General features: G+C 49.3%; 16 protein-coding genes. 6 read left to right on the top strand and 10 right to left on the bottom strand.

Translation table 11 applies throughout. The features are described from left to right. Positions 1-45: 45 nt before the first annotated feature. Both dpiB and dpiA read left to right on the top strand, forming a co-directional pair. Positions 46-1,704, top strand: coding sequence for a sensor histidine kinase DpiB (gene dpiB / locus QZF50_RS11585; protein ID WP_000939766.1), 1,659 nt, complete (start codon positions 46-48; stop codon positions 1,702-1,704). Then, positions 1,673-2,353: a two-component response regulator DpiA gene (gene dpiA / locus QZF50_RS11590; RefSeq protein ID WP_000126500.1), complete on the top strand. Its 681-nt coding sequence runs from the start codon at positions 1,673-1,675 to the stop codon at positions 2,351-2,353. The genes dpiB and dpiA overlap by 32 nt, the downstream gene beginning before the upstream one ends. Positions 2,354-2,393: 40 nt before the next feature. Here the strand turns inward: dpiA and dcuC are convergent, their stop codons facing one another. Continuing rightward, the gene (dcuC, locus tag QZF50_RS11595; RefSeq protein WP_000955063.1) at positions 2,394-3,779 is read right to left on the bottom strand and encodes an anaerobic C4-dicarboxylate transporter DcuC; all 1,386 of its coding nucleotides are present in this window, start codon (positions 3,777-3,779) and stop codon (positions 2,394-2,396) included. A gap of 587 nt (positions 3,780-4,366) precedes the next feature. Here dcuC and pagP point away from each other — a divergent pair. Then, on the top strand, positions 4,367-4,927 hold the full coding sequence (gene pagP, locus QZF50_RS11600) for a lipid IV(A) palmitoyltransferase PagP (protein WP_001314557.1): 561 nt from the start codon (positions 4,367-4,369) through the stop codon (positions 4,925-4,927). A 174-nt stretch (positions 4,928-5,101) separates the two neighbouring features. Next, entirely contained in the window at positions 5,102-5,311 is a 210-nt protein-coding gene (cspE, locus tag QZF50_RS11605) for a transcription antiterminator/RNA stability regulator CspE (protein WP_000034825.1), read from the top strand. A gap of 54 nt (positions 5,312-5,365) precedes the next feature. Here the strand turns inward: cspE and crcB are convergent, their stop codons facing one another. Then, on the bottom strand, positions 5,366-5,749 hold the full coding sequence (gene crcB, locus QZF50_RS11610) for a fluoride efflux transporter CrcB (protein WP_000939738.1): 384 nt from the start codon (positions 5,747-5,749) through the stop codon (positions 5,366-5,368). Between the two features lie 92 nt (positions 5,750-5,841). Here crcB and QZF50_RS11615 point away from each other — a divergent pair, with 92 nt between their 5' ends. Both QZF50_RS11615 and tatE read left to right on the top strand, forming a co-directional pair. Continuing rightward, the gene (locus QZF50_RS11615) at positions 5,842-6,630 is read left to right on the top strand and encodes a deaminated glutathione amidase (RefSeq protein WP_000959109.1); all 789 of its coding nucleotides are present in this window, start codon (positions 5,842-5,844) and stop codon (positions 6,628-6,630) included. A 128-nt stretch (positions 6,631-6,758) separates the two neighbouring features. Next, positions 6,759-6,962 carry a twin-arginine translocase subunit TatE gene (tatE, locus tag QZF50_RS11620; protein WP_000503931.1) on the top strand — a complete coding sequence of 68 codons (204 nt, stop codon included), beginning with the start codon at positions 6,759-6,761 and terminating at the stop codon, positions 6,960-6,962. A 100-nt stretch (positions 6,963-7,062) separates the two neighbouring features. On the opposite strand, the gene lipA is transcribed toward tatE, so the two are convergent. The 8 genes from lipA to mrdA form a co-directional block, all read right to left on the bottom strand. After that, a complete protein-coding gene (lipA, locus tag QZF50_RS11625) occupies positions 7,063-8,028 on the bottom strand; it encodes a lipoyl synthase (RefSeq protein WP_000042632.1) in 966 nt (321 codons plus the stop codon). Between the two features lie 208 nt (positions 8,029-8,236). After that, positions 8,237-9,190, bottom strand: coding sequence for a YbeF family transcriptional regulator (locus QZF50_RS11630; RefSeq protein WP_000378015.1), 954 nt, complete (start codon positions 9,188-9,190; stop codon positions 8,237-8,239). A gap of 258 nt (positions 9,191-9,448) precedes the next feature. Continuing rightward, a complete protein-coding gene (lipB, locus tag QZF50_RS11635; RefSeq protein ID WP_061892181.1) occupies positions 9,449-10,090 on the bottom strand; it encodes a lipoyl(octanoyl) transferase LipB in 642 nt (213 codons plus the stop codon). A gap of 100 nt (positions 10,091-10,190) precedes the next feature. Further along, positions 10,191-10,454 (bottom strand): DUF493 family protein YbeD, encoded by a 264-nt coding sequence (ybeD, locus tag QZF50_RS11640; protein ID WP_000850550.1) that lies wholly within the window; start codon positions 10,452-10,454, stop codon positions 10,191-10,193. 110 nt (positions 10,455-10,564) lie between these two features. After that, positions 10,565-11,776, bottom strand: a complete 1,212-nt coding sequence (gene dacA / locus QZF50_RS11645; RefSeq protein ID WP_001092082.1) for a D-alanyl-D-alanine carboxypeptidase DacA — start codon at positions 11,774-11,776, stop codon at positions 10,565-10,567. A gap of 138 nt (positions 11,777-11,914) precedes the next feature. Continuing rightward, the gene (gene rlpA / locus QZF50_RS11650) at positions 11,915-13,003 is read right to left on the bottom strand and encodes an endolytic peptidoglycan transglycosylase RlpA (protein ID WP_001231428.1); all 1,089 of its coding nucleotides are present in this window, start codon (positions 13,001-13,003) and stop codon (positions 11,915-11,917) included. 10 nt (positions 13,004-13,013) lie between these two features. After that, positions 13,014-14,126 carry a peptidoglycan glycosyltransferase MrdB gene (mrdB, locus tag QZF50_RS11655; RefSeq protein ID WP_000131719.1) on the bottom strand — a complete coding sequence of 371 codons (1,113 nt, stop codon included), beginning with the start codon at positions 14,124-14,126 and terminating at the stop codon, positions 13,014-13,016. A 2-nt stretch (positions 14,127-14,128) separates the two neighbouring features. Then, positions 14,129-16,030 carry a peptidoglycan DD-transpeptidase MrdA gene (gene mrdA / locus QZF50_RS11660; protein WP_000776191.1) on the bottom strand — a complete coding sequence of 634 codons (1,902 nt, stop codon included), beginning with the start codon at positions 16,028-16,030 and terminating at the stop codon, positions 14,129-14,131. Positions 16,031-16,058 lie beyond the last annotated feature (28 nt).

Consider the following 16,058-nt stretch of genomic DNA (forward strand, 5'->3'; position numbering starts at 1 on the left):
AATTACATCCGTCAAAGAGGCTCGGGACAACCCGCAAGGAAAACAATGTTGCAGCTTAACGAGAATAAACAGTTTGCATTTTTCCAAAGACTGGCATTTCCGCTGCGTATCTTTTTGCTGATTCTGGTGTTCTCAATATTTGTCATTGCAGCCCTGGCGCAATATTTTACGGCCAGTTTTGAGGACTATTTAACGCTTCATGTACGCGACATGGCAATGAATCAGGCGAAAATTATTGCCTCCAATGACAGTGTCATCTCTGCGGTGAAAACGCGTGACTACAAACGGCTGGCGACCATCGCTAACAAATTACAAAGAGATACCGATTTTGATTATGTGGTGATTGGGGACCGGCACTCGATCCGCCTTTACCATCCTAATCCGGAGAAAATTGGTTATCCTATGCAGTTCACCAAACAGGGCGCGCTGGAGAAAGGGGAGAGCTACTTCATTACCGGGAAAGGGTCAATGGGGATGGCGATGCGCGCCAAAACGCCAATCTTTGATGACGATGGAAAAGTCATCGGCGTGGTGTCGATTGGCTACCTGGTGAGTAAAATCGATAGCTGGCGGGCTGAGTTTTTATTACCGATGGCAGGCGTGTTTGTCGTGCTGTTAGGGATTCTGATGTTGCTGTCGTGGTTCCTGGCAGCGCATATCCGTCGGCAAATGATGGGCATGGAGCCAAAGCAAATCGCACGCGTGGTCCGTCAGCAAGAGGCGCTGTTTAGTTCGGTTTATGAAGGGCTGATTGCGGTGGATCCGCATGGTTACATTACCGCCATCAATCGTAACGCAAGAAAGATGCTGGGGCTGAGCTCTCCCGGACGGCAATGGTTGGGTAAACCCATTGCTGAAGTGGTCAGGCCCGCCGATTTCTTTACCGAACAGATTGATGAAAAACGTCAGGATGTGGTGGCTAACTTTAACGGTCTGAGCGTTATTGCCAATCGGGAAGCTATTCGTTCAGGTGATGATTTGCTGGGGGCCATTATCAGCTTTCGTAGTAAAGACGAAATTTCCACCCTCAATGCGCAACTGACGCAAATAAAACAATACGTCGAGAGCCTTCGTACATTGCGACACGAGCATCTCAATTGGATGTCGACGCTCAATGGTCTGTTGCAGATGAAAGAGTATGATCGCGTGCTGGCGATGGTGCAGGGGGAGTCTCAGGCCCAGCAACAGCTTATTGACAGCCTGCGTGAGGCGTTTGCCGATCGCCAGGTGGCGGGGCTGCTTTTTGGTAAAGTGCAGCGCGCCCGGGAACTGGGGCTAAAAATGATCATTGTCCCCGGTAGCCAGCTTTCGCAACTGCCGCCAGGACTGGATAGCACCGAGTTTGCAGCCATTGTGGGCAATTTACTTGATAACGCCTTCGAAGCCAGCCTGCGTAGCGATGAAGGAAACAAGATCGTTGAATTATTCCTCAGCGATGAAGGCGATGATGTGGTGATTGAAGTCGCCGATCAGGGCTGCGGCGTTCCAGAGTCTCTACGAGACAAAATATTTGAGCAGGGGGTCAGTACGCGTGCTGACGAGCCCGGTGAACATGGCATTGGGTTGTACTTGATTGCCAGCTACGTAACGCGCTGCGGTGGTGTTATCACTCTCGAAGATAATGATCCCTGCGGTACCTTGTTTTCAATCTATATTCCGAAAGTGAAACCTAATGACAGCTCCATTAACCCTATTGATCGTTGAGGACGAAACGCCGCTGGCAGAGATGCATGCGGAATATATTCGTCACATTCCCGGATTCAGTCAGATATTACTGGCGGGAAACCTGGCGCAGGCCCGAATGATGATCGAGCGTTTTAAGCCGGGGCTAATCTTGCTCGATAACTATCTTCCTGACGGCAGAGGGATTAATTTATTGCATGAACTGGTGCAGGCGCATTATCCCGGCGACGTGGTGTTTACCACTGCAGCCAGCGATATGGAAACGGTGTCTGAAGCCGTACGTTGTGGTGTATTTGATTATCTCATTAAGCCCATTGCCTATGAACGGCTGGGGCAAACGCTAACCCGTTTCCGCCAGCGTAAACATATGCTGGAAAGTATTGATAGCGCCAGCCAGAAGCAAATTGATGAGATGTTTAATGCCTATGCTCGCGGTGAACCTAAAGACGAACTGCCGACTGGCATTGATCCCTTGACGCTAAACGCGGTGCGAAAACTGTTTAAAGAGCCTGGTGTGCAACATACGGCAGAAACGGTGGCGCAGGCACTGACCATCAGTCGCACCACTGCCAGGCGTTATCTTGAATATTGCGCCAGCCGCCATCTGATTATTGCTGAAATTGTTCACGGCAAAGTTGGCAGACCGCAACGCATATACCACAGTGGGTGACATGATAAAGCCGGAGGAAACTTGCCTCCGGCATTACTATTTACTTGCCTGTGACCGCTGCTGCCGTTCCTGGCACCATCAGCTCTGTAGCAACGATAACAATCACCAAACCAACAAGCACCGGTACCGAGGTGCGTTTTACGACTTCAAACGGCGAGATCTTCGCCATCCCGGCAACCGCAACGACTACGCCAGAAACGGGCGAAAGGGTACGGCCCAGGTTTGACGCCTGCAGCATCGGGATAGTCAAATACGCCGGGTTAATGCCGGAAGAGTGCGCCAGTTTCGGGATCATCTCAACAAACGCATAAAACGGCGCATTGCCTGAACCGGTCGTGACTGCCGCCAGCATGGTCAGAATCACCAATACCAGCATCAGGATGATACTCGCCGAGCCAAACGAGGTAGCGATAGAAATCAGACTTTGAATAAAGCCGATGGTGCTAAGCCCCTGAGCGAATACCCCAGCGGCAACCAGCAGCATCACCACGTTAGCAAACGCATCTGCCATTCCGCGATAAGCCACTTCCAGACCAGAGAAAACTTTCTGGGTATTAAAGCTGCGGAGGAACTCCAGAATGGAGGCAATCAGCATACAAATCACCAGAATAGTGATGATGTGTAATTGCGGACCCCATTTACCGTCAAAAATCAGTACACCGATGATCGGCGTGAACGGCAAAATGGCATAAAACGCAGGAGCAGTGGTGGTGATTTCACTGACATCTAACATTTCATGAGAGATGTGCTCTTTTTTATCCAGATAACGTTGCCAGAAGAAGTGGGCGATCGCCATGCCGATAATTGCAGCAATTGAGATAGGCAGCGTCGTTTTGAAGGCGAAGTCAATCAGCGACATTTCGGAAGCTTGCGCCGCCAGCACCACATCCCCTGAAGTCGGTGCGAGAATAATCGCCGCCGGGGAGGCACAAATGGCAGCAGCTGCGCCACGACTGATACCAACGTTTACCATCACCGGAAATAGGGTTGCCATCAGCAAAACACCCAGACCGGTTGCGGAAGAGACGGCCAGAGACATCAGACAGGCGACAAAATAGGCGGCAATCATCAGCAGGTAAGGGGAGTTAATATACTGCAATGGTTTTGACGCCAGCTTGACCACCATATCATTCGCGCCGATATGGGTCATGTAAGCGGCAAATCCACACAGCATCATAATCATCATGCCGAGGTCGCCGCCGCGGCTCATTAGTAATATTTTAACGTATTCAACGATATCCGTGGCGCTGTAGCCTGTTGAAGCCTGGCTGGACGGTAACACTTTGTGCCCCATAATGGCACTGATAATCAGCAATAACAGGCCACCGACAAATAACACACCAGTGGCGGAATACCCTTTAATGATGTAGCGAGCTACACCCACAATAACCACAACCCCAATAAGGAGTTCAATGAATGTCAGCATAATTTTTCCTGTCTCCAGGCCCCAAAGTAAATAATAAAAAATTCCTAAAGCTTAAGGAAAAAATATGCCCAATAAATTGTCGATGAATGCTGATTAAAATCAAGAAAAACTGCCATTAAGACATTGAAGTTGCTGTTTTTATACATAGATAACAAAACGCATATTTAGCGGTTGGCAATTATCACATAATAATGTGTGCAAATTGATAGTGGATTGATGCAAATTTGTTAATTGCAATGGTGTTAGCTGCGGCTGTGCGCTCAAAAAATAATCTAATATGAGCACAGGTTGACGATATATATTATATACTTCGTTAAGATGATTGTTGTATCTCGTTAAAAAATAAAATAATTTTTCCTTGATTGCATTTTGTCATCAAAAAAGACTTGGTTTTTCTTTTTTGACTATTCCCATCGCAGAAAACGACGCATCATCTTTAATCGATGCGCGGAAATATTTAACTTGAACAAGCGGAAATAAATGAGCAGCTATTCAGATTATTCTTTATGTTGGGTCTATTAAGGTTATGTTAATTGTAGCTTTGCTATGCTAGAAGTAGATTTTTGATAAATGTTTTATGGTCACAAATGAACGTGAGTAAATATGTCGCTATCTTTTCCTTTGTTTTTATTCAGTTAATCAGCGTTGGTAAAGTTTTTGCTAACGCAGATGAGTGGATGACAACGTTTAGAGAAAATATTGCACAAACCTGGCAACAGCCTGAACATTATGATTTATATATTCCTGCCATCACCTGGCATGCACGTTTCGCTTACGACAAAGAAAAAACCGATCGCTATAACGAGCGACCGTGGGGTGGCGGTTTTGGTCAGTCGCGATGGGATGAAAAAGGAAACTGGCATGGCCTGTATGCCATGGCATTTAAGGACTCGTGGAACAAATGGGAACCGATTGCCGGATACGGATGGGAAAGTACCTGGCGACCGCTGGCGGATGAAAATTTTCATTTAGGTCTGGGATTCACCGCTGGCGTAACGGCACGCGATAACTGGAATTACATCCCTCTCCCGGTTCTACTGCCATTGGCCTCCGTGGGTTATGGCCCAGTGACTTTTCAGATGACCTACATTCCGGGTACCTACAACAATGGCAATGTGTACTTTGCCTGGATGCGCTTTCAGTTTTGAGACAAATGAAGTTTTAGTAACTTCTTTAAAATCAATAGCTAAAATAAGTAACATCAAAAATAACGCGACTTTTATCACTTTTTAGTAAAGTTGCACTGGACAAAGCGTACCACAATTGGTGTACTGGTAACCGACACAGCATTTGTGTCTATTTTTCATGTAAAGGTAATTTTGATGTCTAAGATTAAAGGTAACGTTAAGTGGTTTAATGAGTCCAAAGGATTCGGTTTCATTACTCCGGAAGACGGCAGCAAAGACGTGTTCGTACACTTCTCTGCAATCCAGACTAATGGTTTTAAAACTCTTGCTGAAGGTCAGCGCGTAGAGTTCGAAATCACTAACGGTGCCAAAGGCCCTTCTGCTGCAAACGTAATCGCTCTGTAAGATACGTCAGCAAGAATTCAAAACCCGCTTAATCAGCGGGTTTTTTTTTGGTCTTTAGTGTGCGGTTGAGGCCGAAAACAGCCAGAAAGCCAGTGCTGTCATGGCAAAAGACCCCAGAAGGTTGACGAAAACGTTCAGTAACGCCCAGCCAAAGCGGCCCTCTTGTAACAAAAACACCACTTCTGCCGAAAATGTTGAGAAGGTTGTTAGACCGCCACAAAATCCGGTGGTGATTAATACTTTCCACACTGGATCAATGTTCGTCATCCTGCTGAACCAGGCGAATCCCATTCCTATGATGAATGCCCCAATCAGGTTTGCTGCCAGCGTCCCCAACGGAATCGCCTGATGCAGCGGGTTAAATCGCATACTTAACAGCCATCTCGCCACGCTTCCCGTACCACCGCCAATAAAAACTGCTAAAAGAAGTTGTAACACTGCAAAATCCTGCTATTTGATTTGTATGAGTGATAAGTGTAACGCCGAATAATCGTCGTTGGCGAATTTTACGACTCTGACAGGAGGTGGCAATGCTGGTTGCCGCAGGACAGTTTGCTGTTACATCTGTGTGGGAAAAGAACGCTGAGATTTGTGCCTCGTTGATGGCGCAGGCGGCGGAAAACGACGTATCGCTGTTCGTCCTGCCGGAAGCATTGCTGGCGCGCGATGATCATGATGCAGATCTATCGGTTAAATCAGCACAGCTGCTGGAAGGCGAATTCCTCGGACGTTTACGGCGAGAAAGTAAACGTAACATGATGACGACAATTCTGACGATTCATGTTCCTTCAACGCCGGGGCGCGCATGGAATATGCTGGTGGCGCTACAGGCAGGAAACATCGTCGCCCGTTATGCCAAATTGCATCTCTATGATGCATTTGCCATTCAGGAATCACGCCGTGTTGATGCTGGTAATGAAATCGCTCCGTTACTCGAGGTGGAGGGGATGAAGGTCGGTCTGATGACCTGTTATGACTTACGCTTTCCAGAGCTGGCGCTGGCACAGGCATTACAGGGAGCTGAAATCCTGGTACTTCCTGCCGCCTGGGTTCGCGGGCCGCTCAAAGAGCATCATTGGTCAACGTTGCTTGCCGCTCGTGCGCTGGATACCACCTGTTATATGGTGGCGGCGGGGGAGTGCGGGAACAAAAATATCGGTCAAAGCCGGATTATAGATCCCTTTGGCGTCACCATTGCGGCAGCGTCAGAAATGCCTGCACTCATTATGGCGGAAGTGACGCCCGAACGTGTGCGTCAGGTGCGCGCGCAACTGCCCGTCTTAAACAACCGTCGCTTTGCGCCGCCGCAATTATTATGATGTTTTTTTACTCGGCGCTTGATTCACCTTGTTACAGATTGCTATTGTGTGCGCGCGTCGAATGACCGTTAATATTCTCTGGTTTTTAAGGCGCGTTCTGTTGCCGGTTATATGTCAAGAAGGTATCTATGGGTGAGATTAGTATTACCAAACTGCTGGTAGTTGCGGCGCTGGTCGTTCTGCTGTTTGGGACTAAGAAGTTACGTACGCTGGGCGGAGACCTTGGAGCGGCCATTAAAGGGTTCAAGAAGGCGATGAATGATGACGATGCTGCGGCGAAAAAAGGCGCAGACGTTGATCTTCAGGCTGAAAAGCTCTCTCATAAAGAGTGACGTGGCGAGCAGGACGCTCCCTCAATATCTTGTTCGATACAAAAAACCCGCTTCAAAAAGCGGGTTTTTTATCAGACAGATGTAAGTAATTATTACAGGATTACTTAACTTCCATCCCTTTCGCCTGCAAATCGGCGTGGTAAGAAGAGCGGACAAACGGACCGCATGCAGCATGGGTAAAGCCCATCGCCAGCGCTTCGGCTTTCATTTCGTCGAACTCATCCGGGCTAACGTAACGTTGAACCGGCAGGTGATGGCGGCTTGGCTGCAAATATTGCCCCAGCGTTAACATCGTCACACCATGACGGCGCAGGTCGCGCATTACCTCAATAATTTCTTCATTGGTTTCACCCAGTCCCACCATCAGACCAGACTTGGTCGGGATTTCCGGATGCGCTTCTTTAAAGCGTTCCAGCAGCTTCAGCGACCAGTTGTAATCTGCACCAGGCCGTACCTGACGGTAAATACGCGGTACGTTTTCCAGGTTATGGTTGAACACATCTGGTGGCGTTGCAGTCAGAATATCCAGAGCACGATCCATACGACCACGGAAATCCGGCACCAGAGTTTCAATTTTGATTTGCGGGCTTTTTTCCCGAATGGCAGTAATGCAATCCGCAAAGTGCTGGGCACCGCCATCGCGCAGGTCATCACGGTCAACGGAGGTGATAACCACATAACGCAGCGCCATATCGGCAATGGTCTGCGCCAGTTTCACTGGTTCATTGGCATCAGGAGCTACCGGGCGACCGTGGGCAACATCACAGAACGGACAACGGCGGGTACAAATAGCGCCGAGGATCATAAACGTTGCTGTGCCGTGGTTGAAGCATTCCGCCAGGTTAGGGCAGGAGGCTTCCTCGCAGACAGAATGCAGGCCATTTTTGCGCATTGCGGCTTTGATGCCCTGGATACGTGTAGAGTCCGCTGGAAGCTTGATTTTCATCCATTCCGGCTTGCGCAGCAGGGCTTCGCGCTCTGTTGCCACGTTTTTAACCGGGATAAGGGCCATCTTATCGGCATCGCGGTATTTAACACCGCGTTCCATCACAATGGGTTTACTCATAGCGTGCGTGTTCCAGTTGCGAATTACGAAGGAAAGCGTTTCAATTCAATAGATTGTTGTAATTATCAACTATTTTTGAATTAACGACTGGCAGTATATCATTGAAACGGACCTGAAAGCAGCCAAAGCGGTCGCGAAAATGTAAAATTGTTGTTGGATTGTGCCATTTTATCGTTCTGCGCTGTGATCTGGCTGTAACAATACTTTTTCAAAATGCATTACGGATAACATCTATTGCTCCGTGCAGGATGGGATCACGCAGGCTGAATTTGTTGTAGTGGATAGAGAAATCTATTTGCTCCTCATTTAAGGACGGAAAAGGCAGTTTTTCCAGCGGCCAGCAGCGGCTAAACAGGTTATAAAAACGGCTGGGAATAATCGCTAACATGTCACTGTTGGCAACCAGTGCAGCGATTGTCAAAATGTTGTAGCTGGTGAAATTGATTTGCCGGTCCGGAAACATTTCTTGAACTCTCTGCCGCAGACCGCTGAAATTTTGCTCTTCCGGTAACAGAAGTACATGCGCAGCGTTGTCGATAGTCTCTCTGTCATCTTCTAAAGAGAGTAGTGGATTTCCCTCGCGGCAAATTAACACCATATTGTCGGTGAACAGAACATGATGTTGCACCGTACGATTGGTGCAAAACATGTTATCGATGATGAGATCGGTTTGAAACTGACTGAGTTGGTTTTCCGCGTCGCTGATGGGCGGGTTGCGCAGTAAAAGCTGCGGATAGTGAGTTTTAATCGCCCGATAGATGACAGGAAGGACCAGGGCTCCGACCGAGGGAGTGGTCGCAATAGTTATCGTTCGTTGCTTATCATAGCTTCCTTCGATATCCAGCGCGCCAAGAATGGACTCAAGGCCCTGACTGATATACTCATGTAGATGCATCGCAAATGCGGTAGGAGTGACACCCTGGCCTTTGCGAATAAACAATGGGTCAGGGAATATAACGCGCAGTTTCTGAATAGACTGACTGATTGCCGAGGGGGCCAGATTAAGCACTTTCGCTGCATTAACGATCCCTTTATGTACATATACAGCTTCAAAAATAGTCAGAAGGTTAAGATCAATATTTCGTAAGGTTGTAAATATTTGTGGTTTACCTTCTGACGACTTTCTGCTTAAACAGGGTTCAATTTGATTATTACTATCCACGCACTTACTCCAATTTTATTCATGGAAAAATAATATTTAAAAAATTACAATAATCTTATGTCTAATTGGAACGGAACGCTTTTGCTCACCATAATCAACTATTTCAATAGGTTAATCAATGGGGTGAGTTACGGAGCAAGGCGTGGCACCGCATTTCTGCAAGTGATAAAGAAAATATACAAACGCGAAGGAGATGTAAAGCATTAGCAGGTATTATGAGTAATGACCCAGTGTAAATTGGGCCATTGATGTATGGAATTAAGCGGTAATATATTCGAAGTCCGGATTGTTTAGTAGCGCTAAAATATTTTCCAGTAAACGTGGAGCAATATTATTAGTCGTCGCTTCGGGTTTCCATTGTGATATTTTAGCCATTTCCATTCCGGCATACCCACAAGGATTAATACGTAAAAATGGTGAAAGATCCATATTGACGTTTAATGCCAGACCGTGGAATGAACAACCGTGTCGAATTCGTAAACCCAGTGAGCAAATTTTCTTTTCCCCGACATAGACACCAGGCGCGTCAGCCCGAGGATGCGCTTCTATACTCAGTTCAGCCAGGGTATTCACCACTGTTTGCTCAAGCAAGGTCACCAGTTCACGCACACCGAGTTTACGGCGTTTCAGGTTAAGCAACACATACATCACCTGTTGTCCCGGCCCGTGATAAGTCACCTGCCCACCGCGATCGCTCTGGATCACCGGAATATCACCCGGCATTAAAATGTGCTCCGCTTTTCCTGCCTGACCTTGGGTGAATACCGGATAGTGCTCGACCAGCCAGATTTCATCAAGGGTACTATCATCGCGGGTATCGGTGAATTCATGCATAGCCTGGGAGATTGGCTCGTAAGGCTGAAGACCGAGCTGGCGGACAAGAATTTTATCCTGATACAAAACGGCATCTCCGTGGAGAATGAGTAAAAGTGGGGGAAAAGTATATCACAGCGAGGAGAGGGGAGTTACCCGACCAGGAGCCGGGTAACGGAGAAGCGAGTTACAGAACCATGCGGACAATATCGATTTTGCCCAGTTCTTCATACAGTGTTTCAACCTGCTCGATATGAGTGGCGTTGATAGTGATAGATACCGAGTGGTAGTTGCCTTTGCTGCTTGGTTTTACCGTTGGGGTGTAGTCACCTGGCGCATGGCGCTGTACCACTTCAACCACCTGATCAACCAGCTCAGGTAACGCCTGCCCCATAACTTTGTAAGTAAAAGGAGTAGGGAATTCAAGCAGTTCGTTAAGTTTGGTTTTCATGTCAGCTCCGGCGTAACGTAATTAAATAGCAACTCCCGCCAGAAGGCGGGAGTTTTTTTACTGATGCTTAGTATATGGGGACGGAAATTACACTTTCAAGTGTTCAATTTTTAACCAAACCAGTGATGGAACATTAATTTAATGTAATCAATGATTTTGCCGAAGAAGTTACCTTCCGGGATTTCTTGCAACACAACCAGCGGGCGTTGCTCGATCGTTTTGCCATCAAGCTGGAAGTTGATAGTTCCGACGACCTGATTCTTTTGCAGCGGCGCATGCAATTCACTGCTGTTCAGCACATAGCTGGCTTTCAGATCTTTCATGCGACCACGTGGAATGGTCAGGTACACGTCTTTATCAACCCCTAACGAAGCGCGATCAGAATCACCAAACCAAACCGGTTCAGAGGCGAACTCTTTACCTACTTTCAGTGGGTTAACGGTTTCGAAGAAACGGAAGCCCCAGGTTAGCAGTTTTTTACTTTCGGCTTCACGGCCTTTAAAAGTACGTCCGCCCATCACCGCAGAAATCAAGCGCATCTGGCCTTCAGTCGCAGAAGCAACAAGGTTGTAACCTGCTTTGTCAGTGTGTCCGGTTTTGATGCCGTCGACATTCAGGCTGTTATCCCATAACAGGCCGTTACGGTTCAGCTGGCGAATACCGTTAAACGTAAATTCTTTTTCTTTATAGATCGAGTATTCATTCGGTACGTCACGGATCAATGCCTGGCCGATCAGCGCCATATCTCGCGCGGAGCTGTACTGACCATCAGCATCCAGACCATGTACCGTCTGGAAGTGGGTATTTTTCAGGCCCAGTGCGTTAACGTAGCTGTTCATCAAGCCAACAAAAGCGTCCTGGCTACCAGCGGCAAAATCGGCCATGGCGACACAAGCATCGTTACCCGATTGCAGGTTAATACCGCGGATCAGCTGAGAAACCGGAACCTGCATGCCCGGTTTGAGGAACATCAGCGAAGAACCTTTAAACACCGGGTTACCGGTGGCCCATGCGTCGTTGCCGATAGTGACTAAATCAGTTTCTTTAAATTTACCGGCTTTCATTGCCTGGCCGATAACGTAACTGGTCATCATTTTGGTCAGGCTGGCAGGATCGCGGCGGACATCTGCGTTCTGTTCGGCGAGCACTTTGCCGGAGTTATAGTCAATCAGGATGTAGGACTCCGCATCGATCTGCGGTACACCCGGGATCATAGTTTTGATATTCAGGTCATCGGCATGTGCAGCAGAGATAAAGGCTGTGCAAAGAGCCGTGGTGAGCGCCAGGCGCTTCATGATACGAGCGGAAAAAATGGTATTCATGGTCTGAACTACGACATCCGTGATGGAATTAAAAAAGTGCCCTACTATAGCAAATGCACTACCGGCAGGCATCTGACTTTCCGCGTGACTTTGTTAACGTCATTTACAGAAATTGACACATCAGATGCCTGCTTTACGCTACTGCGCGGTAGTAATAAATGACTGTAATTGGGCTTCGGTTTGCAAACGTTGCTGCAAGGTACTGGCTTCGGCTTTGCTGGCGAATGGGCCAAGCTGGATCCGCCAGACCGCGCCATTTTGAGTTACGCGACCGGGGACGCCGAACTTCTGTCCCAGTTGCTGTTGGTACTGTTGCGCACGAGCCTGATCGCTAACGGCCCCGACTTGCACCATAAAGTTGCCGCTGGCGCTTTGCGAGGCGGCTTGCGGTGTCACCATTGCAGGCGAGGTTGCAGGCGTTGTCGACGGAGCTGTAACAACGGGCTGTGGCGCAGGCGTCGGTTCGCTGCCTTCCAGTACACCAGGCGCTAAGGTCGTTGGAGCGCCGAGGAAACCGCTACTGGTTACCGGCGCGCCGGTCGGATCTTCGCTTTTTAGCGTCGAATTACTGACCGGAAGAATGTCACCCTGCGGGCCAGACACTGAACTTGTTCCCGCGCCACCGCTTAAATCGGGAGGTGCTGGCAGGGCGTAAGTCTGTTTGGCGACTGTGGTACAAGCCATACCAGGACCAGAAAGCGAACCATCCTGGGCGACAATAATCGGATCGATACGAACTTTGGTGTTGTTTGACGTGTTAAGACGGTCAGCTGCCGCGCGAGAAAGCGAAATAACGCGGTCGTTGCCGTAAGGGCCGCGATCATTAATGCGCACCACGATCATTCGCCCGTTAGCCAGGTTAGTGATTCTGGCGTAGCTGGGGATCGGAAGCGTTGGATGGGCCGCCGTCAGCTGTGTCGGATCGAAAGCTTCGCCAGAGGCCGTCAGGTTACTGCCTGGTTCGGCATCATAGATTGCCGCCAGTCCCGCCTGGCTAAATCGAGACGGATCCTGCACGATTTTGTAGCTTTTACCGTCGCGCTGGTAATCCTGATTTGCCGTCGCGTTCAGTGGTTCGAAACGCGGATCCGCCCCGCTAATTTCAACTATGGGGCCGTTACATACCGCAGGCTGCGGTACACTTACCGTCTGTTGCTGACCATCATCGCTTGTACATGCCGCGAGCATTCCTGCCGCGATGCAGATCCCGAGCCACTGCTTACGCATTGCGCACCTCTTACACGCTTTTCGACAACATTTTCCTGTGGGTGTGGATTGACATTACAATCCCGAACCCAGCCATCAGCACAATTAGCGCCGATCCTCCATAACTGACCAGTGGGAGCGGAACCCCTACAACCGGCAGAATACCGCTTACCATACCAATATTTACGAAGACATAAACGAATAATATCAGCATTAAGCCACCAGCCATGACGCGACCAAAGGTGGTTTGCGCTCTGGCGGCTATCCACAGCCCGCGCATGATCAGCAGAATGTAGAGAGCGAGCAGAATCAAAATGCCCACTAATCCCAGCTCTTCCGCCAGTACCGCGAAGATAAAGTCGGTATGGCGTTCGGGGAGAAATTCAAGCTGTGACTGAGTGCCGTGCAGCCAGCCTTTGCCGCGTAATCCGCCGGAGCCAATAGCAATTTTAGACTGAATAATGTGATAGCCCGCGCCGAGTGGGTCTGATTCCGGGTCCAGGAGCATCATTACGCGCTGGCGCTGGTAATCATGCATCAGGAAGAACCACAGAATCGGAATGAACGCCGCCACCAGCACTACTGCGACGCCAATCAGACGCCAGCTAAGGCCAGAGAGGAACAGTACAAACAGACCGGAAAGCGCAACGAGGATTGATGTTCCCAGGTCAGGCTGTGCAGCCACCAGCAGCGTGGGCATAAATATCAGCACCAGCGCGATGCCAGTGTTCTTCAACGATGGCGGGCAAACGTCGCGGTTGATAAAGCGCGCAACCATCAGTGGTACGGCTATTTTGGCAATTTCCGACGGCTGAAAACGAACAATACCGAGGTCCAGCCAGCGTTGAGCACCTTTAGAGATGGCACCGAAAGCATCTACCGCCACCAGCAAAATAATACAGATGATATAGAGATAGGGGGCCCAGCCTTCATAAACGCGTGGAGGAATTTGCGCCATCACCACCATGATGACCAGACCCATCGCGATTTGGCCGATTTTACGCTCCATCATGCCAATATCCTGACCGCTGGCGCTCCAGATAACCAGGGCGCTGTAAACCAGCAATGCCAGTAAGATCAGCAGCATTGTGGGATCGAGATGGACTTTATCCCAGAATGTTTTTTTATTCGGATTATCCGTCATGATTAATGGTCCTCCGCTGCGGCAACCGCTGGATTTTCCGCAGGCAGATCGGTGTTGTTATCACCCAGCATAATGTGGTCGAGGATCTGGCGCATCAGTGTCCCAACCGCCGGACCCGCACCACCGTTCTCCAGAATCATGGCGACAGCCACTTGCGGATTGTTGTATGGCGCAAAGGCGGTCATCAGTTTGTGGTCACGTAAACGCTCGGCAATTTTGTGCGCATTATAGGTTTCGTTCGCTTTCAGACCGAAGACCTGAGCGGTACCGGATTTCGCCGCAATTTTGTACGGTGCGCTGGCAAAGTATTTATGCGCCGTACCGTTAGGGCGGTTAGCAACACCGTACATACCGTCTTTCGCCAGCTCCCAGTAACCGGAATGAATATCGCCGACGGGCGGTTCATGCGGCTGTACCCATGGCACCTGTTTGCCGTCTTCGGCGGTGCTCATCAGCAAATGAGGAACCTTCACGATACCGTCATTAATCAGGATCATCAGTGCCTTACTCATCTGGATTGGGGTCGCTGTCCAGTAACCCTGACCGATACCAACCGGAATGGTGTCACCCTGATACCACGGTTTTTTAAAGCGTTTCTGTTTCCATTCGCGGGTAGGCATGTTGCCGGAACGTTCTTCCGCCAGGTCGATACCGGTGTAATGACCATAACCGAATTTACCCATCCATTCGGAGAGGCGATCGATCCCCATATCGTAGGCCACCTGATAGAAGAAGGTATCCGCAGATTCTTCCAGCGATCTTGTGACATTCAGACGCCCGTGGCCCCATTTTTTCCAGTCACGATAACGTTTTTCCGAACCTGGCAGTTGCCACCAGCCTGGGTCAAACAGCGTCGTATTGCGCGTGATCACCCCGGCGCTCAATGCCGAAACCGCCACATAGGGTTTAACTGTAGACGCGGGAGGATAAACCCCCTGTGTGGCGCGGTTCACCAGCGGTGTATTCGGGTCGTTCAACAAGGCGGAATAATCTTTGCTGGAGATACCGTCAACAAACAGGTTTGGGTCATAACTAGGCGTGGAAACCAGCGCCAGCACCCCACCTGTACGCGGATCGGTGACAACCACAGCTGCGCGGCTACCCGCCAGCAGCGTTTCAATATATTGCTGGAGTTTGAGATCCAGCGTCAGGTAAATATCGTGTCCGGCTTGCGGTGGTACTTCTTTTAACTGGCGGATAACACGCCCACGGTTGTTAACTTCAACCTCTTCATAACCGGTCTGACCGTGCAGCACGTCTTCATAGTAACGCTCAATGCCCAGCTTACCGATATCATGCGTTGCCGCATAGTTGGCCAGTTTGCCGTCATTATTCAGGCGTTCGACGTCTTTATCGTTGATTTTCGACACATAGCCGATGACGTGGGTCAACGCCGAACCGTAAGGATAGTAACGACGTTTATAGCCTTTAACTTCGACACCCGGAAAACGGTACTGATTGACGGCAAAGCGAGCTACTTGTACTTCGGTCAGGTTAGTTTTCACCGGAATAGAGGTGAAACGGTGTGAACGTGCGCGCTCTTTTCGGAATGCAGCAATATCGTCATCGGTCAGATCAACCACGCTGCGCAAAGCGTCCAGCGTTTGCTGCACGTTATCGACTTTCTCTGGCATCATTTCTATCTGGTAGATAGTGCGGTTGAGGGCCAGAGGGATACCATTACGGTCGTAGATAATGCCGCGGCTGGGCGCGATAGGCACCAGCTTAATGCGGTTTTCATTAGAGCGAGTCTGGTAGTCGGTAAAGCGAACAATTTGCAGATTATACAGGTTGGCGATAAGCACGCCGGTCAGCAGCAAAATCCCCAAAAAGGCGACCAGCGCCCGGCGCACAAACAGCGCGGACTCTGCCGTATAGTCGCGAAAAGAGTTCTGTAGTTTCATCCGCTGCGTTTTCTACTCAAAGCTCCCT

This window comes from uncultured Escherichia sp., from assembly GCF_948475835.1.
Lineage (GTDB): Bacteria > Pseudomonadota > Gammaproteobacteria > Enterobacterales > Enterobacteriaceae > ECMA0423.